Genomic DNA, 23292 nt, shown 5'->3' with positions numbered 1-23292 from the left:
CGCCCGCAGGGACACAACGCAACAAGGAGATGAACGACTATGACTGGTGGCGATATTGCCGGCCTGATCGCGGCCGGAGTGTTTGCACTGCTCGTCCTGCTGCTGGCCGTGCCGATTCTGAAACTCGGGGGAGTGTTCGACGAAGTGCGGACCTCGATCCGTTCGATCAGCGACGGCGCCACACCGCTTATGGACGAAGTCACCGCCACCGTCTCCACCACCAATGAGCAGCTGAAGAAGGTCGACGGCATCGCGAACAACGTCTCCGACGCTTCCGCCAACATCTCGGCGCTGTCCTCGCTCGTGGCCGCCACCGTGGGTTCGCCGCTGATCAAGGTCGCCTCCTTCAGCTACGGCGTGCGCTCGGCCTTCACCGCCCGCAAGAAGCCCGCCACCGGCCGCCGCAGCCGCTAACCCCAGCTGGAGAACCTGACATGAACAGAATCATCTGGATGGGAATCGGCGTCGCCATCGGCGTCATCGCGTTCCGCAAGATCACTGAAGCGCAGTCCAACCTTGGCCCCGAGGGCCTCAACCGTGCGGTGGGCCGGCTCGCCGACGGTTTCTACGACTTCGCCGACGCGGTCCGCGAGGGCATGAACGAGCGGGAGACTGAACTCCGCTCTGCCCTTGGCATCGACGCCGGCCTGGAGAAGGCCATCGGCCACGGCTCCGCCGGCCGTGATGCAGTCCGGCGCTAGCCGGGAGAGAATGAGAAAGAAGGCGGCACCCGCGCAAGGGGCCGCCGGAACGGCCGACGGCCGGACCACACCGTTCCGCGGACCACGCGCGCAACCGCAGACGCAACAACAGACGCAGTGAATATTGAAGGGTATGTAATCAGCTCATGAAGTCGCAGGAGATCACCAAGCGCTGGATCGACTTTTTTGTCAGTAAGGGCCACACGGCGGTTCCCTCCGCCTCGCTGGTCTCCAGCGATCCGTCCCTGCTGTTCACCGTCGCCGGCATGGTCCCGTTCATCCCCTACCTGACGGCCCGTGAGGAAGCACCGTACAAGCGCGCCACCAGCGTGCAGAAATGCATCCGGACCGGCGACATCGAGGAAGTCGGCAAGACGGCCCGCCACGGCACCTTCTTCCAGATGTGCGGCAACTTCTCCTTCGGCGACTACTTCAAGGAAGACGCCATCAAGTTCGCCTGGGAGCTGCTCACCACGGGCGTGGACGACGGCGGCTACGGGCTTCCGCCCGAGCACCTCTGGGTCACCGTCTACGAAGAGGACGACGAGGCTGAGCAGCTCTGGCTCAAGAACACGGGCATGCCCGCCGCGCGCATCCAGCGGATGGGCAAGGCCGACAACTACTGGTCCACCGGCCAGCCCGGCCCCGCCGGCCCCTGCTCCGAGATCTACTACGACCGCGGCCCCGCTTACGGCGTCGAGGGCGGTCCGATCGCCGACGAGAACCGCTACGTCGAAATCTGGAACCTCGTGTTCATGCAGTACCAGATCGACAATGTCCGCTCCAAGGTCGACTTCGACATCACCGGGGAACTGCCCCAGAAGAACATCGACACCGGCCTCGGCATGGAACGCCTCGCGATGATCCTGCAGGGCGTGGAAAACATGTACGAAACGGACCAGGTCCGTCCCGTCATCGACCGGGCCGCGGCCCTGTCCGGCCGGGAATACACCTCCGCCGAATCCGCCGCGGACCCGCACCACACCGACGACGTCCGGATGCGCGTCGTCGCCGACCACATCCGCTCCTCGCTCATGCTGATCGCCGACGGTGTCACCCCCTCCAACGAGGGCCGCGGCTACGTGCTGCGCCGCCTCATCCGCCGGGCCGTGCGCTCGATGCGCCTGCTCGGCGTCGAGAAGGCCTGCCTGCCGGAACTGCTGCCGGCCTCTCGCGACGCGATGAAGGGCGTCTACCCGATCGTGGAGACGGACTTCGACCGGATCAGCCGGATCGCCTACGCCGAGGAGAAGGCGTTCCTGCGCACCATCGCTTCAGGCACGGCCCGCCTCGAGGACGCCGTCAAGGAGTCCCAGGCCGCCGGCCGGCCGCTCTCCGGCGCCGACGCCTTCGCCCTGCATGACACCTACGGCTTCCCGATCGACCTCACGCTCGAAATGGCCGAAGAGGCCGGACTGAAGGTCGACGAGCCCGAGTTCCGCAAGCTCATGCTCGAACAGCGGCAGCGCGCCCAGGCCGACGCCAAGGGCAAGAAGGGCTCGCACGCGGACCTCAGCGCCTTTCAGGAACTGCTTTCCGCCGGCGAAACCGTTTTCACCGGCTACACCGAACTCAGCGGCGAGTCCAAGGTCCGCGGCATCCTCGCCGGCGGCCGCAAGGTCTCCCAGGCCTCCACGGGTGAGGAAATCGAACTCGTCCTTGCCGAGACCCCGTTCTATGCCGAAGCCGGCGGCCAGGCCGCCGACACCGGGCTGATCACCGGCGACGGCTTCGTCGTGGAGGTACTCGACGTCCAGCGCCCCATCAAGGGCCTGAGCGTGCACAAGGCAATCGTCCGCGAGGGCGAAATCGGCGCCGACTCCCTCGTCCAGGCCGCCGTGGACCGGGAACGCCGGCACGCCGCAGAGCAGGCCCACACCGGCACGCACATCGTGCACGCGGCCCTGCACCAGATCCTCGGCCCGGAAGCGCTGCAGCGCGGCTCCTTCAACAAGGCCGGCTACCTGCGGTTCGACTTCGCCTGGGGCGAGGGCCTGAGCCCGGCCACCCGCTCTGAAATCGAGGAAGTCTCCAACATCGCCATCCGCAACAACTACCGGGTGGAGACCAGGATCATGGGCCTCGCCGAGGCCAAGGCGCTCGGTGCCATGGCACTCTTCGGGGAGAACTACGGCAATGAAGTCCGTGTCGTGGAAATCGACGGCGCCTGGTCCCGCGAACTCTGCGGCGGAACCCACGTTGAGAACACCTCCCTGATCGGCAGCCTGTCCCTGCTCGGGGAACAGTCCGTCGGATCAGGAAACCGCCGGGTCGAGGCCTTCGTCGGCATGGACGCCTTCCGGCACCTCGCGGCCGAGCGCGCCCTCGTCACCGAACTCACCGAAATGCTCAAGGTTCCCTCCGGACTCCTCGCGGACCGGATGGCCACCACCCTGACCAAGCTCAAGACTGCCGAGAAGGAACTCGAGCGCCTGCGCCGGGAGCAGCTGACGGCAGCAGCCGCGCAGCTCGTCGGCACCGCCCAGGATGCCGCCGGCGTCAAGGTCATCGCGCACGACGCCGGACAGGTCAGCGGCGCGGACGACCTCAGGGGCCTCGCTTTGGACCTGCGGACCCGCCTTGGCTCCGAGCCGGCAGCAGTTGCGGTCGCCGGCGTCAGCAACGACCGCCCGGTCGTCCTGATCGCCACCAACGAAGCCGCCCGCGCGGCCGGCGTCAAGGCGGGCGCCCTTGTGCGCCTCGCCGCCGGAATCCTCGGCGGCGGCGGTGGCGGCAAGGATGACGTCGCCCAGGGTGGCGGCACGGATGCCGGCAAGGTCGGCGCGGCCCTCGCCGCCGTCGTGGACGCCATCACCCGGCGATAACGGACCCTCCATGAACGAAGCTGCCGTGCCCGGCGACTACCCCAGGGGCGTGAAATTTGGGGTGGACGTCGGCACCGTCAGGGTAGGGGTGGCGGTCTGCGACCCCGATGGCATCCTGGCCACGCCCCTGCGCACCCTGGACCGCAACGTGAAGAAGAACACCGACGTGCGGATCCTCGCGGCCCTGGCCGTGGAACTCGGCGTGGTCGAGATCTTTGTTGGCCTGCCGCGCACGATGAAGGGCGAGGAACACGCCTCGGCCCGGATGGCCACTGACTACGCGAAGCTACTGGCGGGTAAACTGGGGGAGTGTGGTTCCGGGGCGCCGGTGCGGCTGGTCGATGAGCGGCTGAGCACCGTCACTGCCCACCGGAACCTGCACGAAGCTGGCATGAGCAGCCGAAATCACCGTAAGGTAGTTGATCAGGTTGCGGCGGCAGGTATCCTGCAACATGCGATTGACATGCAAAAGGCCAAGGGGACGGAGGTCGGAAGCCGCGTTTACGCGGAGTCCGCACCGGGGCCAACCGGGGATGGCACTCAGGCCGGTCCGGCACTAGACACACATTCTGCACGAGGCATTCTGCCCAAAATGGAAGGCGACAGTGAGCCCGGTCAACAGTGACGACCCCTCCGGTGAGGCTCTCGGCGGCGCCGGCCGACCGCTGACCCGCAAAGAGATCAGGGCCCGGGAGAAGTTCCAGGGGACCCAGGGTCACGACGCTATCCCGCCGCAGGCTTTCGAAACCGGCGAGCACACCCCCCAGCCGGTCCTGTCTGAGCCGATCCACGCTGCCGACGCGCCTGACCTCCCCGCAGTTGCCCCCACCGTGCATCACGAACAAGTCCACGATGAGCCCATGCCCGAAGACGCCGCGCACGCCGCGCCGGTGCACGACGAGCCCGTCCGGGAAGAGCCCGTCCACCAGGATGTTGCGCTGCACGAGCTGGTCCACGAAGAGCCGGGGCAGCAGGACGCCGCCCACGGTGAAGCTGACGCTGCGCCGGGCCACGGACACCGCCATGACGCCGGGGTTGACGACGGCCCCGCCGTCCACCCGGACGACGAACCCCACTACGTCTATGACGCCGCGGCTGACCGCCCGGCCGAATACCACCACGAGGAAGACGGCCACATTGTGTTGGCCGAAGGTGCCGCCATCCGCACGTCCAAGCGCCCATCCAAGAAGGTCCGCCGCCGGCGCCGCTTCCTGGCGCTGCTGCTGAGCCTGACCGTTTTCATCGTGGCGATCGCCGTCGGCGCCCAGTTCCTGAAGCCGCTCCTCGGCGGGGACACCGTGGCCGACTATCCGGGCCCCGGAACCGGCCAGGTCACCATCACCGTCCCGGCGGGCGCCGGTCCGAAGTCGGTGGCAACGCAGCTCCAGGAAAAGAAGGTAGTCGCGAACGCCGACACCTTCCTGCGGGAATTCGCGGCCTCCGGCGGTGCGCTGGCCCCCGGTGAATTCACCATGCGCACCGAAATGAAGAACTCCGACGCCGTCAACGTGCTGCTGAACAAGGACAAGGGCAAGGTCATGTACTTCGCCCTCAGCGCCGGGCTGAGGATCAACGAATCGCTCCAGGCCATCTCCGAGGGCACCGGCGTTCCGGTCGCCCAGCTCAAGGAGCTCAGCGATTCGCCCGGCCAGTTCGGCGTATCGGCGAAGGCCAGGAACCTCGAGGGCTTCCTCGCCCCCGGCGAACACCGCTTCCCGCTGGGAACCCCGGCCAAGGACGTGCTGAAGAAGCTCGTGTCCGGCACCCTGGATGAACTCGCGGCCCAGGGCGTCACGGACCCCGCAAAGCAGTACGACGTCGTCACGGTCGCCAGCATCGTCCAGGCCGAGGGCGGCCAGGCCGAATACGGCGATGTTGCGGGCGCAATCTACAACCGGCTCAAGCCGGACAACACCGAGACCAACGGGCTGATCCAGTCCGACGCGACGGTCACCTACGGGCTCGGCATCAAGAGCTTCCACATTGACGAGGTCCAGAAGGCCGACAAAACCAACCCCTACAACACCTACGCCAACCAGGGTCTTCCGGTGGGACCGATCGGCTCCCCGGGCAAGACGGCGATCGATGCGGCCGCCAAGCCCAAGACGAACGAGTACCTCTACTGGGTAACCATCAACCTGGACACCAAGGAAACCATGTTCTCCAAGACGCTGGCGGAGCACAACACCTATGTGGCCCGTTACAACTCCTGGTGCGAGGCCAACCCCGGACGCTGCGTATGACGCTCCGGGCCGCCGTGCTGGGGCACCCGATCACCCACTCGAAGTCGCCGGCGCTGCACCGGGCCGCCTACGCCCATCTCGGCGTGCAGCTGGATTACACAGCGATCGATGTGACCGAGGAGGAGCTGCCGGCCTTCATGGCCCGGGTCCGGGAAGACGTGCGGCAGGGGCAGAGCTGGCGCGGCCTGTCGGTCACCATGCCGCTGAAGGCCGGCATGGTCCGGGAGGTCGATGAGGTCCGCGGGGTCGCCCGCGAACTCGGGGTCGTGAACACGGTCGCGTTTGAGCCCGCGGCGCCGGGGGACAGCACCGGTTCCACCCGGCTGGTCGGCTACAACACGGACGTCGCCGGCATCGTCAACGCGCTGCGGCACGCGGGCGCCGTGTCCGCACCCACCGGTGTTGTCCTGGGCGGAGGCGGAACCTCAGCCGCCGCCATCGCGGCGCTGAAGGAACTGGGCGCGCCGGACGCGGACGTTTTTGTCCGGGATGTCAGCCGCGCCGCTGAGGCACGGGCGGCCGCTGCCGCCCTTGGCATGCCGGTCAGGATCCGCCCGATGAACGAAGCAGCGGCCGCCATGGCCGCGGCCGACGTCGTCATCAGCACGCTGCCGCCCCGGGCCGCCGACCCGCTGGCCGGGGAACTGGCCGGACTTTTCGCCCGGCCCGCAGGTCAGCCGTCCCGGGAAAACCGGCCGGGACTGTCCGGAGTCCTGCTGGACGCCGCCTACGATCCCTGGCCCAGCCGGATCGCCTCCGCCTGGCAGTCAGCCGGCGGCGCCGTGGTCCCAGGACTGGAGATGCTCATCTACCAGGCCGTGGAACAAGTCCGCCACTTCACCGGCCTGGGCGCGGCCGTGCCGGCGGAAGTCATAGATGTGATGTGTGACGCAGTCGGGGCACCCCGACGGGTGTTCTAACCGCCTTACATGGCAGGATGGATTTTATGTTGCGTTGGTTGACTGCCGGAGAATCCCATGGCCCGGCCCTGGTCGGAATTATTGAAGGCGTGCCCGCCGGTGTTGAACTCACCAGTGCCCGGATCGCCGATTCGCTGGCCCGCCGCCGGCTCGGCTACGGCCGCGGCGCGCGGATGAAGTTTGAGCAGGACACCGTCACGATCCTCGGCGGCGTCCGCCACGGCATCACCCAGGGCGGCCCCGTCGCCATCCAGGTCGGCAACACCGAGTGGCCCAAGTGGGAACAGATCATGTCCGCGGACCCCGTCGCCCCGGAAATCCTCGCTGACCAGGCCCGCAATGCTCCGCTGACCCGCCCCCGCCCCGGGCATGCCGACTTCACCGGCATGCAGAAATACGGCTTCGACGAGGCACGTCCCGTGCTGGAACGCGCCAGTGCCCGCGAAACGGCAACCCGGGTGGCCCTCGGCACGGTCGCCTCCGCGTTCCTGCGGCAGCTCGGCATCGAACTGGTCTCCCACACCGTCTCGATCGCCAGCACGGCAGTCCCGGAAGGCCGGCCGCTGCCGCTCCCGCGGGACGTCCTGGCCCTCGACGCCGACCCGCTGCGCTGCTTCGACCGCGAAACCTCCGACGCCATGGTCGCCGAGGTCGACATTGCGCACAAGGAAGGTGAAACCCTCGGCGGCGTCGTCGAGGTCCTCGCCTACGGGCTTCCGCCGGGACTGGGCAGCTACGTCCACTGGGACCGCCGCCTCGATTCACGGCTTGCGGCCGCCCTGATGGGGATCCAGGCCATCAAGGGCGTCGAGGTCGGCGACGGCTTCCTCACCGCCTCCCGCCGCGGCTCGGCAGCGCACGACGAGATCGTGAAAGACGCGGACGGCAAGATCATCCGCACCTCCAACCGCGCCGGCGGCATCGAAGGCGGCATGAGCATCGGCGACGTGCTCCGCGTCCGCGCCGCGATGAAGCCGATCGCCACCGTGCCCCGCGCGCTCAAGACCGTCGACGTCAGCACCGGCGAGTCCGCCAAGGCCCACCACCAGCGCTCGGACGTCTGTGCCGTTCCCGCGGCCGGTGTCGTCGCCGAGGCCATGGTGGCCCTTGTCCTGGCCGAAGCGGTCACCGAAAAGTTCGGCGGCGATTCCGTGCAGGAAACCGCCCGCAACATCAAGGGTTATCTGGACAACATTCCGGCGTCCCTGGACTCGATCGGCCGGTAGTGCCCGCTGAAATGCCGGCAGCGCCGGCCGGGAGGACCGCCAGGCCCATCGCACTGATCGGGCCAATGGCGGTGGGCAAGTCAGCCATCGGACACCAGCTTTCGCAGCATCTGGGAGCCACCTTCGTGGACACCGACGTCGTGGTGGTGGCAAACCACGGATCCATCGCGGAGATCTTCGCCAGCCGTGGCGAGCACGCCTTCCGGGAGCTGGAAGCCCGGGCCGTCGCCCGCGCCATCGAAGACGCGCAGGGCAGCAGCACGGTCATCTCCCTTGGCGGCGGGGCCGTGCTGGACTCCGGCACCCAGCAACTGCTCGAACGCTGCACCGTGGTCTACCTGCAGTGCGACGCGGACACGGTGGCGGAACGCATCGCCCGCAATTCGGGCCGGCCCCTGCTGGCCGGAGACGCCATGGAACGATGGAAGACACTGTTCGCCACCCGCCGGCCGGTCTACGAACGGCTGGCCGACCTGGTAATCGACGTGCGGAACGGGTCCGTTCCGGACCTTGCGCACCGGATTGAAGATGCCCTGCGCGGTTACGCCGCCGCGGGAACCGCGGCCGTACCCACGCCAGCGGCGACAAAGGAAGTTGAAAAGTGACCACTGAATCAACAGTCATCAAGGTCACCGGGCAGACGCCCGGTGAGAACTACGACGTCGTTGTGGGCCGCGGCCTGCTGGCCGGCCTGCCGGCACTGCTGGGGGAGCGGGTCAAACGCGTCCTCGTCATCCACCCGCGTGCGCTGCGCCTCACCGGCGACACCGTCCGGGAGGAACTTTCCACGGCAGGGTTCACGGCACTCACCGCCGAGATCCCCGACGCCGAGGAGGGCAAGCACATCGAGGTGGCCTCCTTCTGCTGGCAGGTGCTGGGCCAGAACGACTTCACCCGTTCGGACGCCATCGTCGCCGTCGGCGGCGGGGCCGTGACGGACCTGGCCGGCTTCGTGGCCGCGACCTGGCTGCGCGGCGTCAAGGTCATCCACATGCCCACGAGCCTGCTGGGCATGGTGGACGCCGCCGTCGGCGGCAAGACCGGCATCAACACGGCCGAAGGCAAGAACCTCGTCGGGGCGTTCCACCCGCCCGCCGGTGTCCTGGCGGACCTCGACACCCTGGACACGCTGCCGAAGAATGAGATCATCTCCGGCATGGCCGAGGTCATCAAGTGCGGCTTCATCGCCGACCCCGCCATCCTCGAGCTGATCGAAAACGATCCCGCCGCCGTCTCCGATCCCCGCTCGGACGCCGTGCGCGAACTCATCGAACGCGCCATCACGGTGAAGGCCAGGGTGGTATCCGAGGACCTTAAGGAAACCGGCCAGCGCGAAATCCTCAACTACGGGCACACCCTGGGCCACGCGATCGAACTGGTCGAGCGCTATTCCTGGCGGCACGGCGCCGCCGTCTCCGTCGGGATGATGTTCGCGGCGGAACTCTCGCGCAGCGTCGGCCGCCTCAGCGACGCCGACGCCGACCGGCACCGCAGCATCCTGGTAAGCCTCGGGCTGCCCATCACCTACCGGCGCGACCGCTGGCAGGCCCTGCTCGACGGCATGCGGCGGGACAAGAAGTCCCGCGGTGACCTGCTGCGCTTCGTGGTGCTCGACGGCGTGGCCCGCCCCGGAATCCTCGACGTCCCGGACACCTCGCTGCTGTTCGCCGCGTACCAGGAGATCGCCTCCTGATGCCAATTTCCACAGGCGGCACCAGCGATTGGCCGGACGGAGGGTTTACCGGGATCCGGATCAACCCGGACACCCTGGTGCCGCAGATCGTCAACGAGGAGGCCGTCGCGGCAGCGCTGGCAGCCTCGGCCGACCCCGGTGACCTGATCTTCGTGCGCCTCGTTCAAGGCCACGCCGCCGAAGCGGCCGAGCTGCTCGCCGAGGCCCGCTACAACGACCCCTCCTCGCTGCGCCTGCGCATTTTCGAAGCGGACGTCCTGCGGGTCTCCAACCGGCTGGACCGGGCGGTCGAACTGTTCCGGCAGCTGCTGGCCGAGACCCGCGGCACCCCGGACGAGCCCGTCATCCGCCAGCACCTCGGACGCTCCTACTTCGCCAGCGGCAACACTGCCGCCGCCGTCGAATGCTTCGCCAAGGCACTGGACCTGTTCGTCGCCGGGTCCGCGGATGCCGCCCTGATCTACGCCTCGACGGTGGCGCTGCAACGCGCCCGGTACGTCCTCGATCTCTCCTCCTGACACCGTGCAGCCAGGGCCCCCGCGGGGGCGCCCCCCGGGCCCGTCGGGCAGCGGACCCGCAAAACCGGTAGAATGGATCTTGGATTTTTGATAAACACGCGCTGGCGGGCCGTTCGGCATGCTTGCCTGGCATAATCGGCCTGCAGCTGGCAGCAGCCAATAACGAAACCAGAGGAAACAGTGGCAACCACTAACGACATCAAGAACGGAACCGTCCTTAAGCTTGAGGGCCAGCTCTGGAACATCATCGAGTTCCAGCATGTCAAGCCCGGCAAGGGCGGCGCGTTTGTGCGCACCAAGATGCGCAACGTGATGTCCGGCAAGGTGGTCGACAAGACCTTCAATGCCGGACTCAAGATCGAAACCGCCACGGTTGACCGCCGCGACTACCAGTACCTGTACCAGGACGGCGCGGACTTCGTGTTCATGGACACCACCGACTTCGACCAGCTCACCGTCCCGGGTGCAACCGTGGGTGACGCCACCAACTTCATGCTCGAGAACCAGATGGTCAACATCGCCATCCACGAGGGCAATCCGCTCTACATCGAGCTGCCCCCCAGCGTCGTGCTCGAGATCACCTACACGGAACCGGGCCTGCAGGGCGACCGCTCCTCGGCCGGCACCAAGCCTGCCACGCTCGAAACCGGATACGAGATCCAGGTGCCGCTGTTCGTCGAGAACAACACCAAGGTCAAGGTCGACACCCGCGACGGCAGCTACCTCGGGCGGGTCAACGACTAGTGAGTGCACGCGGTAAGGCCCGTAACCGGGCCCTGGATGTTCTCTTCGAGGCGGAGCAGCGTTCCGTATCGGCGTTCGATGTGCTGAAGTCCCGCCGGGAGCAGACGGACCAGATCGTCAACCCGTACACCCTCGAAATCGTTGAGGGAGTCGTCTCGCACCAGAGCGCGATCGACGAGTTCCTGGAAACCTATTCGCAGGGCTGGACCCTGGAGCGGATGCCGTCGGTGGACCGCATCATCCTGCGGATCGGCACCTGGGAGCTGCTCTACAACGACGACGTTCCCGACGGCGTTGCCGTCAGTGAGGCCGTGGCGCTTGCCAAGACGCTCTCCACGGACGAGTCGCCGTCGTTCATCAACGGCCTGCTGGGCCGCCTGCAGCAGCTGAAGCCTTCGCTGCTCGCCTAAGGCCAGACGCGCCAAAGAACCCCGCCCGGAACATCCCGGCGGGGTTCTTGCATTTCTCCGGATCAGCCTACGACGGCGGCACGGAGGGCGGCAATCTCGGCCAGCTGGCGCCGCTCATCGAGCTGGTGCACCGGCACGTCCCGGCCGCTGAGGATCCGCTGCCGGGTGAAGGCGAGCTGGGTGGCGGCACGCAGCAGGGCCTTCATTTGCGGGCCGCGGCCGATGGAGTTGGCCCAGCGCAGGGCGGAACGCCGTCCGCCGCCGGTGCCCAGCATCTCAACCTCGGCCGCGGTGAACCAGCCCGCCGCCGCGTATTCCCTGAGCCGCTGGCGGGTGAGCCGGCGCTCGGCGACCCGCAGCAGCGCGATGACCAGGACCGCCAGCAGGAAGATCGGAACCTGCACCAGCAGGTACTGGGCCAGGAAGTTCTGCCCCATGCTGTTCCAGCCGCTGTGCAGCAGCATCGCGGGAACGAGGCCGACGGCGAACGCGAGCACGGAGAGCCCGTTGTTCCAGCGGCGCGCGGCGAAGCCCATGACCAGCCCGGTCGTGCCCGTGAAAATGGCGTGTGCGAACGGAGACATCACCCCGCGGAGGAAAAACACCACCGCGAGGTCCGTGCCGGGGTCGCTGGACTCGGCGATCGCACGGCCGAAGTAGAGGATGTTCTCGGTGAACGCGAAGCCGGCCGCGATCGTGAAGGCGAATACCACACCGTCCACCGGTCCGTCGAAGCTTTTCCGGGCGAAGAGCAGGAGCAACAGCAGTCCCAGGGACTTCGCGAATTCCTCCACCACCGGTGCCTGGACCGTCACGGCGAAGGTCTTGTAGTCCAGGCCGGACGCCGGCCCGGCCACGAACGAGAAGTAGGGCTGGAGCAGCATCGTCACCGCAACCGAGACGACGGCTCCCCAGACAAACGCGAAAAGCAGCAGCGCCCTGGGTTCGGGCTCCCAGCGGTCGATGAAGCGCACCGTCAGCAGGACGGTACCCAGCGGAATCAGCGAGGCGAGGAAGCCGATGCCGAATCCGGCAATTCCGGTGCTGCCCAGCAGGAACGGCAGCACCAGGAAGACGCTGAGGAACGCGAGGAAACCACCGGCCAGGGCAAGCCCGAGAACGCCGGCGGAGCGGCGGCCCCGCGGCGCCGGCGGAAGGGCGGGCAGGGGCGCCGGCCGGCCCGGGCCGCCCTGGCTGGCAGGAGCCGGCCGGTAATCCTCCGGCTGGACCTGCCCCAGCCACGTCGGGTTGGCCTGCTGGGGAAGCGGGGGCCGGCCGCCGGGGGAATACCCAGGGTGGTCATGGCCCGGCTGCGGCTCGTTCGTCATCATGGTCCAGAGCCTATGTCCGTGTGAGGTTAAACGCATGCCGGCGGGGCCGGGGCGTCAGTGCCGCTGTGGTAATTTGGGAGGGCAAACCATCCTTTTTTAATTCCGTCCCGTGAGGCGGGGAAAGGGGAGACGAGCGTTGACTTCTGTTCCAGAAGCACCGGTTCCGGCCAAGGTTGTTCTTACCCGAGTGGTACTCAACCAGGCGGACATCGACCGTGCACTCACTCGTATCGCCCATGAGATTCTCGAGTCCAACAAGGGCTCCCAGGACCTGGTCCTGCTGGGCATCCCGCGGCGGGGCTACCCCCTCGCCGTCCGGCTTGCCGCCAAGATTGCCGCCGCCGATCCCACCGTGGACCCCGCCGCGATCGTGGGCCAGCTCGATGTGACAATGTTCCGCGACGACCTGTCCCACCAGGCCATGCGCCCGCCGTACCCCACGCAGCTTCCGCGCACCGGCATCGACAACAAGGTGGTAGTGCTGATCGACGACGTCCTGTACTCCGGCCGGACCATCCGCGCCGCCCTCGACGCGATCATCGACCTCGGCCGTCCCCGCATCGTGCGCCTCGCGGTGCTGATCGACCGCGGCCACCGGGAACTGCCGATCCGCGCGGACCACGTCGGCAAGAACCTCCCCACCTCCTCCGCTGAGAAAGTCCGGGTCCGGCTCGAGGAAACCGACTCCGTCGACGGCGCGCCCGTCAACGAAGTGGTCATCGAGGCCACCGCGTGAAGCACCTGCTCTCCACCGAAGACCTGAGCCTTTCCGACGCCGTCCGCATCCTCGACACCGCCGAGGAAATGGCGGCCGTGGGGGAGCGCGAGGTCAAGAAGCTCCCCACCCTGCGCGGCCGGACCGTGGTGAACCTGTTCTTCGAGGACTCCACCCGCACCCGCATTTCCTTCGAGGCGGCCGCCAAACGGCTCTCCGCCGACGTCATCAACTTCTCCGCGAAGGGCTCCTCCGTCTCGAAGGGCGAATCCCTTAAGGACACGGCCCAGACGCTCTCCGCGATGGGGGCCGACGCCGTCGTCATCCGGCACTGGGCCTCCGGCGCCCCGCACCGGCTCGCCGCCACGGACTGGATCGACGCCGCCGTCATCAATGCCGGCGACGGCACCCACGAGCACCCCACCCAGGCGCTGCTGGACGCGTTCACCATGCGCCGGCACTGGTCGAAGCTGGCCGGCACCCCGTCCGCGGGGGCAGCCCTCACCGGCATGCGGGTCGCGATCGCCGGGGACGTGCTGCACTCCCGGGTGGCCCGCTCCAACGTCTGGCTGCTGCGCACCCTCGGCGCCGAAGTCACCCTGGTCGCCCCGCCGACCCTGCTGCCGATCGGCGTCGAAAAGTGGCCGTGCAGCGTCAGCTACGACCTCGACGAGACCCTCGCCCGCGGCGTGGACGCCATGATGATGCTGCGCGTGCAGGGCGAACGGATGAACGCCTCCTTCTTCCCGACCACCCGCGAATACTCGCGCCGCTGGGGCTTCGACGACAACAGGCTCCGCGCCCTGGACACCCTGGGCTTCAAGGACACCATCATCATGCATCCCGGGCCGATGAACCGCGGCCTGGAGATCTCGTCCGCGGCCGCCGACTCGCCCCGCTCCACGGTCCTGGCGCAGGTCCGCAACGGCGTGTCCATCCGGATGGCGGCCCTCTACCTGCTGCTCTCCGGGGACACCCGCGAACCGGCCGGCCGCCCGAACACCACCACTTCCGCCTCCGCAGAGACCACCTCCGCCCACGCCCCCAAGGAGAGCCACTAATGGCATCACAGCAACAGGACGCAGGCACCGGCGCCTACCTGATCCGCGGCGCCGCCATTCTCGGCGGAGCCCCCGAAGACCTCCTGATCCGCGGCGGCATCATCGCCGAACGCGGCCTGAATCTCTCCGCCGACGGCGCCACCGTCATCGAGGCCGCCGGGCTCGTGGCCCTGCCCGGCATGGTGGACATCCACACCCACCTGCGCGAACCCGGCCGCGAAGACGCCGAAACGGTCGAGACCGGCACCCGCGCCGCGGCCCTGGGCGGGTACACGGCCGTGCACGCGATGGCGAACAGCACCCCGGTGGCGGACACCGCCGGCGTCGTCGAACAGGTCCTCACCCTGGGCCGCACCGCCGGCTGGGTGGACGTCCGCCCGGTCGGCGCCGTCACCGTCGGCCTGGCCGGGGAGCAGCTCGCCGAACTCGGCGCCATGGCCGACTCCCGCGCCCGGGTCCGGGTCTTCTCCGACGACGGCATCTGCGTCCACGACCCCGTGCTGATGCGCCGCGCACTGGAATACGTCAAAGCGTTCGACGGCGTTGTGGCCCAGCACGCGCAGGAACCCCGGCTCACCGCCGGAGCGCAGATGAACGAGGGCGAAGTCTCCGCCGTCCTCGGACTCACCGGCTGGCCCGCCGTCGCCGAAGAGAGCATCATCGCCCGGGACGTCCTGCTCGCCCAGCACGTCGGCTCCCGCCTGCACGTCTGCCACGTCTCCACGGCCGGATCGGTCGAGATCATCCGCTGGGCCAAATCCCGCGGCGTCAACGTCACTGCCGAAGTCACCCCGCACCACCTCTGGCTCACGGACGAACTCGCCCGCAGCTACGACCCCGTCTACAAGGTCAACCCGCCGCTGCGCACCGACGCCGACGTCCAGGCCCTGCGCGCCGCGCTGGCCGACGGCACCATCGACGTCGTGGGCACCGACCACGCCCCGCACCCCAGCGAACACAAGGAATGCGAATGGGCCCAGGCCGCCATGGGCATGACCGGGCTGGAAACCGCGCTGTCCGTGGTGCAGCACACCATGATCGAAACCGGGCTGATGGGCTGGGCCGACTTCGCCCGGGTCACCTCCACCGCACCCGCCGCCATCGGCCGGCTGACGGACCAGGGACGCCCGCTCGACGCCGGCGAACCCGCCAACGTCACACTGGTGGACCCGGCTGCGCGGTGGACCGTGGACCCTTCTAAGATGGCAACCATGGGCCGTAACTCTCCGTTTGCCGGCCGGGAACTCCCCGGCAAGGTGGTGGCGACGTTCTTCAAGGGCCACCCCACCGTCCTGGACGGCAAGCTGAACACCCCGTACCGCTGGCTCCCGGAGCAGGCCGAACTGCCCGGCACCGCAACGGCAGGCCACTGATGGACAAGCTGCCCTTCCTCCTGATCATGCTGGCCCTCGCCGCCGGGGTTTTCGCCCTGCTGGCGGTCGGCTGGCGGAACCGCCTGCGCCGCCAGGCCGACGTCGAGCCGCTGCCGGAGATCCCCGCGGAACTGGGCGCGGCGCTGGCCGTCGCCGACGGCCAGTACGTCGCCTCCACCACGGCCGGTGACTGGCTGGACCGGATCGCGGTCCACAACCTGGGGATCCGCACCAACGCCGAACTCAGCGTCCACCCGGAAGGCGTGCTCTTCGACCGCGCCGGCGCCGGCCCGGTCTTCATCCCCGCGGCCCGGCTCACAGGGGTCCGGCAGGAAAGCGGCATGGCCGGAAAGTTCGTCGAAAAGGACGGGCTCCTGGTGGTCAGCTGGATGCTCGGCACCCGCGAACTGGACTCCGGCTTCCGCACCCGGCACGCCGGCGACAAAACCCTCCTCCTCAACGCCCTGCAAGATTTGATCCCCGCGGCCCCTCAGGCCAATGCCGATAGTGGAAAGTAACGACGTGACGGACTCCAACGAAGTTTCAGCAACAGCAGTTTCAGCAACAGCAGTTTCAACAGCAGCAGCATCCACCCCCGCGGCCCTCGTGCTCGAGGACGGCCGGATCTTCCGCGGCACCAGCTACGGCGCCACCGGAACCGCGCTCGGCGAGGCCGTCTTCGCCACCGGCATGACCGGCTACCAGGAAACCATCACCGACCCCTCCTACGCCCGCCAGCTCGTGGTCCAGACCGCCCCGCACATCGGCAACACCGGCGTGAACAAGGACGACGCCGAGTCCCGGCGGATCTGGGTGGCCGGCTACATCGTCCGCGACGCCGCACGCCGGCCCTCCAACTGGCGCTCCGAACGCAGCCTCGACGACGAACTGGTCGAACAGGGCATCGTCGGCATCCAGGGCGTGGACACCCGCGCCATCACCCGGCACCTGCGCGAGCACAAGACCATGCGCGCCGGCATCTTCTCCGGTGACTCCGCCCGCGCCACAGACAAGGAACTCGTGGACACCGTCCTGGCCAGCGCCCCGATGGAAGGCTCACGCCTTGCCGAAGAAGTCAGCGTCGAGACGGCCTACACGGTGGAACCCAAAGACTGGGGCTGGGAGGGCGAACCGCGCTTCAGCATCGCCGCAATCGACCTGGGAATCAAGCGGATGACCCCCATCCGCTTCGCCGAGCGGGGCGTCCGCGTGCACGTGCTGCCCGCCACCGCGACCCTGGCCGATGTCCAGGCGGTCAACCCGGACGGCTTCTTTGTGTCCAACGGCCCGGGCGACCCCGCCACCGCCGACAACCAGGTCAAGCTGCTCCGCTCGGTCCTGGACGAGAAGATCCCCTACTTCGGCATCTGCTTCGGCAACCAGATCCTGGGCCGCGCCCTGGGCTTCGGCACCTACAAGCTGCGCTACGGCCACCGCGGCATCAACCAGCCCGTGATGGACCGCCGCACCGGCAAGGTCGAAATCACCTCGCAGAACCACGGCTTCGCCGTCGACGCCCCGCTCGACGGAGCCACCCGGGCCCCCGAGGAGCGCTTCGGCCGCGTCGAGGTCAGCCATGTCAGCCTCAACGACGACGTCGTCGAGGGCCTCTCGTGCCTGGACATCCCGGCCTTCTCCGTGCAGTACCACCCCGAGGCCGCTGCCGGCCCGCACGACGCCGCCTATCTCTTCGACCGCTTCATCCAGCTCATGGCGGACACCAAAACCTCCACCGAATCCAACACTGAGGACAAGAAGTAATGCCTAAGAGAACTGACCTTAAGAGCGTCCTGGTCATCGGTTCCGGCCCGATCGTGATCGGCCAGGCGGCCGAATTCGACTACTCCGGCACCCAGGCACTGCGCGTCCTCAAAGAGGAAGGCCTCCGCGTCATCCTCGTCAACTCCAACCCGGCCACCATCATGACCGACCCGGAGTTCGCCGACGCGACCTACATCGAGCCGATCACCCCCGAAGTGGTCGAGAAGATCATCGCCAAGGAACGCCCGGACGCACTCCTGCCCACCCTGGGCGGGCAGACCGCCCTGAACACCGCCATCGCGCTGGACAAGAACGGTGTGCTGGAGAAGTACAACGTGGAGCTGATCGGCGCCAACATCGCCGCGATCGAGCTCGGCGAGGACCGCGAAAAGTTCAAGGGCGTGGTGGAACGCTGCGGCGCCGAATCGGCCCGCAGCCACATCATCCACACCATCGACGAGGCCCTCACCGCCGCCGAGGACCTGGGCTACCCGATGGTGGTCCGGCCCTCCTTCACCATGGGCGGGCTCGGCTCCGGACTCGCCTACGACGAGAACGACCTCCGCCGCATCGTCGGCCAGGGGCTGCAGTACAGCCCCACGTCCGAGGTGCTGCTCGAAGAGAGCATCCTGGGCTGGAAGGAATACGAGCTCGAGATGATGCGCGACAAGAACGACAACGTCGTGGTTGTCTGCTCCATCGAGAACTTCGACCCGGTCGGCGTGCACACCGGCGACTCGATCACCGTCGCCCCGGCCCTGACCCTGACCGACCGCGAATACCAGCGCCTGCGCGACATCTCCATCGCCGTCATCCGCGAAGTCGGCGTCGACACCGGCGGCTGCAACATCCAGTTCGCCGTCGAGCCCGACACCGGCCGCGTCGTCGTGATCGAGATGAACCCGCGCGTCTCCCGCTCCTCCGCCCTGGCCTCCAAGGCCACGGGCTTCGCGATCGCCAAGATCGCCACCAAACTCTCCCTCGGCTACACCCTGGACGAGATCCCGAACGACATCACGCAGAAGACGCCGGCCTCCTTCGAGCCGACACTGGACTACGTCGTCGTGAAGGTCCCGCGCTTCGCCTTCGAGAAGTTCCCGGCGGCGGACCCCACGCTGACCACCACCATGAAGTCGGTGGGCGAGGCCATGGCCATGGGCCGGAACTTCACCGAGGCACTGCAGAAGGCGCTGCGGTCCCTGGAGCAGAAGGGCTCCCAGCTGGACTTCAGCCACGTCCCGGAATGGGAAGTCCCGGAGCTGATCGAGAAGTCCAAGCGGCCCACCACGGACCGCCTGCACCAGGTCCAGCGTGCCCTGCTCGGCGGCGCCACCGTCGAACAGCTCTTCGAGGCGACGAAAATCGACCCCTGGTACCTGGACCAGCTCCAGCTCCTGAACGAGATCTCGGTCGAAATCCGCCAGGCCGCCGCCCTGACCCCGGAGATGCTGAAACGCGCGAAGCGCCACGGCTTCTCCGACGAACAGATCGGCGCGCTGACGCACAACTCCGAGGACGTGGTCCGCGGCGTCCGGCAGGCACTGGGCATCCGTCCGGTCTACAAGACGGTGGACACCTGCGCCGCCGAATTCGCCGCGTACACGCCGTACCACTACTCCTCATACGACGAGGAGGACGAGGTCGCGCTGCACGCCAAACCCTCCATCATCATCCTCGGATCCGGCCCCAACCGAATCGGCCAGGGCATCGAGTTCGACTACTCCTGCGTCCACGCCTCGATGGCGCTGCGCAAGGCCGGCTACGAGACCGTGATGGTCAACTGCAACCCCGAGACCGTCTCCACCGACTACGACGTCTCCACCCGGCTGTACTTCGAGCCGCTCACGCTCGAGGACGTGCTCGAGGTCATCGCGGCCGAGGAGCGCACCGGCGGCGTGATGGGCGTCTTCGTCCAGCTGGGCGGCCAGACCCCGCTCAAGCTCGCCCAGCAGCTCGCCGACGCCGGGGTGCCGATCCTCGGCACCTCCCCGGAGGCGATCGACCTCGCCGAGCACCGCGGAGCCTTCTCCCGGGTGCTCGACAAGGCCGGCCTGATCTCGCCGAAAAACGGCACCGCCGTGTCCTTCGACGACGCCAAGAAGATCGCCGACGAAATCGGCTACCCGGTCCTGGTCCGCCCCTCCTACGTCCTCGGCGGCCGCGGCATGGAGATCGTGTACGACGAGCCCAACCTCTCGCGCTACATCGCCAACGCCACCGAGATCACACCGGACCACCCGGTGCTGATCGACCGGTTCCTCGAGGACGCCGTCGAAATCGACGTCGACGCGCTCTACGACGGCACCGAGATGTACCTCGGCGGCATCATGGAGCACATCGAGGAGGCCGGCATCCACTCCGGCGACTCGGCCTGCGTACTGCCGCCCATCACCCTGGGCAACAACGTGCTGGAGCGGGTCCGCACCGCCACCCTCGCCATCGCCGAGGGCGTGGGGGTCCGCGGCCTGATCAACATCCAGTTCGCCCTGGCCTCCGACGTGCTCTACGTCCTGGAAGCCAACCCGCGGGCCTCCCGCACCGTGCCGTTCGTCTCCAAGGCGACCGGTGTGCAGATGGCGAAGGCGGCGGCCCTGATCGGCACCGGCGTCACCGTCAACCAGCTCCGCACGGCCTACAAGATGCTCCCGGAAACCGGCGACGGCTCCACGCTGCCGCTGGACGCCCCGGTCTCGGTCAAGGAAGCCGTGCTGCCCTTCAGCCGCTTCCGCACCCCGGAAGGCAAGGTGGTGGATTCGCTGCTCGGGCCGGAAATGCGCTCCACCGGCGAGGTCATGGGCATCGACAAGCACTTCGACACCGCCTTCGCCAAGAGCCAGGCCGCCGCCAACAACGCGCTGCCCACCGAGGGCAAGATCTTCGTCTCCGTGGCCAACCGGGACAAGCGCTCGGTCATCATGGGTGTGAAGCGGCTCTCCGACCTCGGCTTCGAGATCGTCTCCACCGGCGGCACCGCCGACGTGCTGCGCCGCAACGGCATCCAGGCCACTCCGGTCCGGAAGGTCGCCGAGGGTTCCAGCGCCGAGGGCGAGGGCACCATCGCCGACCTCATCATCGCCGGCGAGATCGACATGGTCTTCAACACCCCCTCCGGCGGCGAGGCCCGCAGCGACGGCTACGAACTGCGCGCCGCCGCGACGTCGATCGGCATCCCCTGCATCACGACGGTGGCGGAGTTCAACGCCGCCGTCCAGGCGATCGAGGCGCTGCGCACCTACGAGTGGTCGGTAACGAGCCTGCAGGAGCACGCCGCGGCCCTGGCGGCATCGCAAAAAGCAGCCTCGCAGGAGCGCGTCGCGCAGGAAGCGAACTCGCATGCCTGAGGCTGTTGCCGCTGCCGGCCGGGAGTCCTTCGGCTCCCGGCTGGGCCGGGCCATGGCGGACCGCGGTCCTTTGTGTGTCGGGATCGATCCGCACCCGGCGCTGCTGCAGGGCTGGGGACTGAACGACGACGTCGCCGGGCTGGAGCGCTTCTCGCTGACCGTCCTGGAGGCAGTGGGGTCCCTCGCTGCCGCGGTCAAGCCCCAGGTGGCACTGTATGAGCGGCACGGCTCGGCTGGCATGGCCGTCCTGGAGCGCACCCTCGCCGCGGCGGCGGAGGCCTCGGTCCTGACCATTGCCGACGCCAAGCGCGGCGACATTGGTTCCACCATGGCCGCCTACGCCGACGCCTGGTTGCGGGACGGTTCCGCCCTGGCCGCCGACTCGGTCACGCTGAGCCCGTACCTGGGCTTTGAATCGCTCCGTCCGGCCCTGGATCTCGCGGCGGAAACCGGCCGCGGCGTCTTTGTCCTGGCACTGACCTCCAACCCCGAGGGCGCCTCCGTCCAGCACGTCGGCGGCGCGGACTCCGTAGCCCGCCGGATCGTGCAGGCGGCAGCGGCGGAGAACCGCCGCTACGCGGGGGAGCTGGGGTCAACCGGCCTCGTGGTCGGCGCGACCGTCGGGTCCGCGCTCACGGACCTTGACCTGGACCTCGCGGCGGTGCGCGGCCCGATCCTCGCCCCGGGCCTCGGTGCGCAGGGCGCGACGGCTGCTGACCTGCGCCGGACCTTTGGCAGCGCCTACGGCCAGGTGCTCGGAACGTCCAGCCGGGACATTCTCGGCGCCGGACCGCGGATCCAGGACCTGCAGGACGCTGCCCGGCGCACCCTTGAGGAGCTGCGCTCGGCCTAGGCGCATTACCCGCGGGGCCAGGCGGCCCGGGCACCGCGGACGCCATCCGGTTGACGCAAAGGGCCGCTGCGGGGCGCGCCATGGCGGCCATTCGTGTCAGATGGCCGCCGCCGCGCCGTCCCTTGAGCCGCCGAGTGACCGCCGCCCGACTGCCGCCGCACCGCCGTCGGCCGTTCCGGAGGGCTGCGGCGCTGAACGTGTCCATTGATTTCTGCCTCGCCGAGACGGTAGGTTCAGGACAAGGCCGCGGAACCGGCCGGGGTGCTGTTCGGCCCGTCCGGCCGGGCCGTTTGCGCGGTCCGCCCGACAATGCAGGGAGGCATTCAGTGAGTTTGCGACCCCTCACTCCGCAGGAGCGTGCCGCCGCCCTGGCCAAGGCGGCGGCGGCCAGGACCACCAGGGCGGAAGCCAAGGACCGGCTCAAGTCAGGCAAGCTTACGATCGCGGACTTACTCCGCGCCGGGGAGTCCGACGATGCGATCGCCCGGATGCGGATCGTTGAACTGCTCGAGGCGCTGCCGGGCATCGGGCGGGTGCGGGCCGCGGCGATCATGGAACAGCTCGGCATTGCGGCATCACGGCGGGTCCGCGGCCTGGGAATTCACCAGCGCCGGGCGCTGGTAGATTTTATAGACGACAAACAGCCCGGTCCGCCGCGCTGAATCCAAACCCCGCCCGAAGGAATATGTGAGCAAGAAACCGGGACTGACAGTCCTCGCCGGCCCGACGGCTGTTGGCAAAGGCACCGTGTCCACCTACATCCGGGACAACTATCCCGGCGTCTGGCTTTCCGTCTCGGCGACCACCCGCCCCCCGCGGCCCGGCGAGATCGACGGCGTCCACTATTTCTTCAAATCAGCCGAGGAATTCGACTCCCTGGTCGAGAACGGGGACCTCCTGGAGTGGGCCGTCGTCCACGGGCGCAACCGCTACGGAACCCTGCGCAGCACCGTGGACGCCGCGATTGCCGACGGCCGGTCGGTGCTGCTGGAGATCGACCTGCAGGGCGCCCGCCAGGTCAAGGAGGCTGTGCCGGAGGCCCAGTTCGTCTTCCTCGCCCCCCCGAGCTGGGACGAAATGGTCCGCCGTCTCGTGGGCCGCGGCACGGAAACAGCGGAAGAACAGCAGCAGAGGCTGGAAACCGCTAAACTAGAACTTGCCGCTGAACCGGAGTTTGACCACACCGTCATCAATGATGACGTTCGACGGGCAGCGGACGAGCTTGTTTCACTCATGGGGCTGACCCCGAACCCACGCTAGGCGCCGGGACGTATCGGCCCGTTAGAATTTGGAGAATTCGTGTCCACGAACCTTGAAGGCATTATCAACCCGCCGATCGACGAGCTGCTGAAGGCTGCCGATTCGAAGTACGGACTGGTGATTTTCGGCGCCAAGCGCGCCCGTCAGATCAACGCCTACTACGCCCAGCTGCACGAGGGCCTGTTCGAGTACGTCGGCCCGCTGGTCGACACCAAGCTGAACGAGAAGTCGCTCTCCATCGCCCTGCGCGAGATCAATGAAGGCAAGCTCGTTTCCACCCCGATCCAGCCTGCAGAGTAGTTCCGCAGACGCAGACG

Annotated in this window: 23 protein-coding genes; 22 read left to right on the top strand and 1 reads right to left on the bottom strand. The window is 68.1% G+C overall.

The window, feature by feature from the left end:
* Positions 1 to 39 precede the first annotated feature (39 nt).
* From QCD75_RS17160 to nusB, 12 genes are all read left to right on the top strand, one after another.
* Positions 40 to 414, top strand: coding sequence for a DUF948 domain-containing protein (locus tag QCD75_RS17160; protein WP_024364980.1), 375 nt, complete (start codon positions 40 to 42; stop codon positions 412 to 414).
* Positions 415 to 434: 20 nt separating this feature from the next.
* Positions 435 to 701: a DUF6167 family protein gene (locus QCD75_RS17155; protein ID WP_301230586.1), complete on the top strand. Its 267-nt coding sequence runs from the start codon at positions 435 to 437 to the stop codon at positions 699 to 701.
* Positions 702 to 847: 146 nt separating this feature from the next.
* Positions 848 to 3526: an alanine--tRNA ligase gene (alaS, locus tag QCD75_RS17150; RefSeq protein ID WP_301230584.1), complete on the top strand. Its 2679-nt coding sequence runs from the start codon at positions 848 to 850 to the stop codon at positions 3524 to 3526.
* A 10-nt stretch (positions 3527 to 3536) separates the two neighbouring features.
* Positions 3537 to 4151: a Holliday junction resolvase RuvX gene (gene ruvX, locus QCD75_RS17145; RefSeq protein WP_301230583.1), complete on the top strand. Its 615-nt coding sequence runs from the start codon at positions 3537 to 3539 to the stop codon at positions 4149 to 4151.
* Positions 4132 to 5769: an endolytic transglycosylase MltG gene (gene mltG, locus QCD75_RS17140; protein WP_301230582.1), complete on the top strand. Its 1638-nt coding sequence runs from the start codon at positions 4132 to 4134 to the stop codon at positions 5767 to 5769. Before ruvX ends, mltG begins: the two co-directional genes overlap by 20 nt.
* Positions 5766 to 6689, top strand: coding sequence for a shikimate dehydrogenase (locus QCD75_RS17135; RefSeq protein WP_301230580.1), 924 nt, complete (start codon positions 5766 to 5768; stop codon positions 6687 to 6689). The genes mltG and QCD75_RS17135 overlap by 4 nt, the downstream gene beginning before the upstream one ends.
* 26 nt (positions 6690 to 6715) lie before the next feature.
* Positions 6716 to 7915, top strand: a complete 1200-nt coding sequence (gene aroC, locus QCD75_RS17130) for a chorismate synthase (protein ID WP_301230579.1) — start codon at positions 6716 to 6718, stop codon at positions 7913 to 7915.
* Positions 7916 to 7926: 11 nt separating this feature from the next.
* Positions 7927 to 8520, top strand: coding sequence for a shikimate kinase (locus QCD75_RS17125; protein WP_301230578.1), 594 nt, complete (start codon positions 7927 to 7929; stop codon positions 8518 to 8520).
* Positions 8517 to 9608, top strand: coding sequence for a 3-dehydroquinate synthase (aroB, locus tag QCD75_RS17120; protein ID WP_301230576.1), 1092 nt, complete (start codon positions 8517 to 8519; stop codon positions 9606 to 9608). Before QCD75_RS17125 ends, aroB begins: the two co-directional genes overlap by 4 nt.
* On the top strand, positions 9608 to 10126 hold the full coding sequence (locus QCD75_RS17115; RefSeq protein WP_301230574.1) for a tetratricopeptide repeat protein: 519 nt from the start codon (positions 9608 to 9610) through the stop codon (positions 10124 to 10126). Before aroB ends, QCD75_RS17115 begins: the two co-directional genes overlap by 1 nt.
* 180 nt (positions 10127 to 10306) lie before the next feature.
* Positions 10307 to 10870, top strand: a complete 564-nt coding sequence (gene efp, locus QCD75_RS17110; RefSeq protein WP_056429593.1) for an elongation factor P — start codon at positions 10307 to 10309, stop codon at positions 10868 to 10870.
* Positions 10870 to 11280: a transcription antitermination factor NusB gene (nusB, locus tag QCD75_RS17105; protein WP_069951903.1), complete on the top strand. Its 411-nt coding sequence runs from the start codon at positions 10870 to 10872 to the stop codon at positions 11278 to 11280. Before efp ends, nusB begins: the two co-directional genes overlap by 1 nt.
* 62 nt (positions 11281 to 11342) lie before the next feature.
* Here nusB and QCD75_RS17100 read toward each other — a convergent pair whose 3' ends face one another.
* Positions 11343 to 12611 carry a PrsW family intramembrane metalloprotease gene (locus QCD75_RS17100; RefSeq protein WP_301230572.1) on the bottom strand — a complete coding sequence of 423 codons (1269 nt, stop codon included), beginning with the start codon at positions 12609 to 12611 and terminating at the stop codon, positions 11343 to 11345.
* A gap of 136 nt (positions 12612 to 12747) precedes the next feature.
* Between QCD75_RS17100 and pyrR the strand changes: the two genes are divergently transcribed.
* From pyrR to rpoZ, 10 genes are all read left to right on the top strand, one after another.
* A complete protein-coding gene (gene pyrR, locus QCD75_RS17095; RefSeq protein WP_301230571.1) occupies positions 12748 to 13347 on the top strand; it encodes a bifunctional pyr operon transcriptional regulator/uracil phosphoribosyltransferase PyrR in 600 nt (199 codons plus the stop codon).
* Positions 13344 to 14387 (top strand): aspartate carbamoyltransferase catalytic subunit, encoded by a 1044-nt coding sequence (locus QCD75_RS17090; protein WP_301230570.1) that lies wholly within the window; start codon positions 13344 to 13346, stop codon positions 14385 to 14387. Before pyrR ends, QCD75_RS17090 begins: the two co-directional genes overlap by 4 nt.
* On the top strand, positions 14387 to 15760 hold the full coding sequence (locus tag QCD75_RS17085; RefSeq protein ID WP_301230568.1) for a dihydroorotase: 1374 nt from the start codon (positions 14387 to 14389) through the stop codon (positions 15758 to 15760). Before QCD75_RS17090 ends, QCD75_RS17085 begins: the two co-directional genes overlap by 1 nt.
* Positions 15760 to 16278, top strand: coding sequence for a PH-like domain-containing protein (locus QCD75_RS17080; protein WP_301230567.1), 519 nt, complete (start codon positions 15760 to 15762; stop codon positions 16276 to 16278). Before QCD75_RS17085 ends, QCD75_RS17080 begins: the two co-directional genes overlap by 1 nt.
* Positions 16259 to 17521, top strand: coding sequence for a glutamine-hydrolyzing carbamoyl-phosphate synthase small subunit (gene carA / locus QCD75_RS17075; RefSeq protein WP_301230566.1), 1263 nt, complete (start codon positions 16259 to 16261; stop codon positions 17519 to 17521). The genes QCD75_RS17080 and carA overlap by 20 nt, the downstream gene beginning before the upstream one ends.
* The gene (carB, locus tag QCD75_RS17070) at positions 17521 to 20862 is read left to right on the top strand and encodes a carbamoyl-phosphate synthase large subunit (protein ID WP_301230563.1); all 3342 of its coding nucleotides are present in this window, start codon (positions 17521 to 17523) and stop codon (positions 20860 to 20862) included. The genes carA and carB overlap by 1 nt, the downstream gene beginning before the upstream one ends.
* Positions 20855 to 21715, top strand: a complete 861-nt coding sequence (pyrF, locus tag QCD75_RS17065) for an orotidine-5'-phosphate decarboxylase (RefSeq protein ID WP_301230561.1) — start codon at positions 20855 to 20857, stop codon at positions 21713 to 21715. The genes carB and pyrF overlap by 8 nt, the downstream gene beginning before the upstream one ends.
* Before the next feature lie 326 nt (positions 21716 to 22041).
* Positions 22042 to 22377 carry an integration host factor, actinobacterial type gene (gene mihF, locus QCD75_RS17060; protein WP_301230558.1) on the top strand — a complete coding sequence of 112 codons (336 nt, stop codon included), beginning with the start codon at positions 22042 to 22044 and terminating at the stop codon, positions 22375 to 22377.
* A gap of 25 nt (positions 22378 to 22402) precedes the next feature.
* On the top strand, positions 22403 to 22975 hold the full coding sequence (gene gmk, locus QCD75_RS17055) for a guanylate kinase (protein ID WP_301230556.1): 573 nt from the start codon (positions 22403 to 22405) through the stop codon (positions 22973 to 22975).
* 39 nt (positions 22976 to 23014) lie between these two features.
* On the top strand, positions 23015 to 23275 hold the full coding sequence (rpoZ, locus tag QCD75_RS17050; protein ID WP_091251816.1) for a DNA-directed RNA polymerase subunit omega: 261 nt from the start codon (positions 23015 to 23017) through the stop codon (positions 23273 to 23275).
* Positions 23276 to 23292 lie beyond the last annotated feature (17 nt).

Source organism: Arthrobacter sp. PsM3 (genome assembly GCF_030433895.1).
GTDB lineage: Bacteria > Actinomycetota > Actinomycetes > Actinomycetales > Micrococcaceae > Arthrobacter.
This window is presented reverse-complemented; position numbering and strand designations above follow the sequence as displayed.

Coding starts and splice junctions, on each gene's coding strand:
- QCD75_RS17160 (WP_024364980.1), top strand. CDS start 40: ATGACTGGTGGCGATATTGCCGGCCTGATCGCGGCCGGAGTGTTTGCA.
- QCD75_RS17155 (WP_301230586.1), top strand. CDS start 435: ATGAACAGAATCATCTGGATGGGAATCGGCGTCGCCATCGGCGTCATC.
- alaS (WP_301230584.1), top strand. CDS start 848: ATGAAGTCGCAGGAGATCACCAAGCGCTGGATCGACTTTTTTGTCAGT.
- ruvX (WP_301230583.1), top strand. CDS start 3,537: ATGAACGAAGCTGCCGTGCCCGGCGACTACCCCAGGGGCGTGAAATTT.
- QCD75_RS17135 (WP_301230580.1), top strand. CDS start 5,766: ATGACGCTCCGGGCCGCCGTGCTGGGGCACCCGATCACCCACTCGAAG.
- aroC (WP_301230579.1), top strand. CDS start 6,716: ATGTTGCGTTGGTTGACTGCCGGAGAATCCCATGGCCCGGCCCTGGTC.
- QCD75_RS17125 (WP_301230578.1), top strand. CDS start 7,927: ATGCCGGCAGCGCCGGCCGGGAGGACCGCCAGGCCCATCGCACTGATC.
- QCD75_RS17115 (WP_301230574.1), top strand. CDS start 9,608: ATGCCAATTTCCACAGGCGGCACCAGCGATTGGCCGGACGGAGGGTTT.
- QCD75_RS17100 (WP_301230572.1), bottom strand. CDS start 12,611: ATGATGACGAACGAGCCGCAGCCGGGCCATGACCACCCTGGGTATTCC.
- QCD75_RS17085 (WP_301230568.1), top strand. CDS start 14,387: ATGGCATCACAGCAACAGGACGCAGGCACCGGCGCCTACCTGATCCGC.
- QCD75_RS17080 (WP_301230567.1), top strand. CDS start 15,760: ATGGACAAGCTGCCCTTCCTCCTGATCATGCTGGCCCTCGCCGCCGGG.
- carA (WP_301230566.1), top strand. CDS start 16,259: ATGCCGATAGTGGAAAGTAACGACGTGACGGACTCCAACGAAGTTTCA.
- carB (WP_301230563.1), top strand. CDS start 17,521: ATGCCTAAGAGAACTGACCTTAAGAGCGTCCTGGTCATCGGTTCCGGC.
- pyrF (WP_301230561.1), top strand. CDS start 20,855: ATGCCTGAGGCTGTTGCCGCTGCCGGCCGGGAGTCCTTCGGCTCCCGG.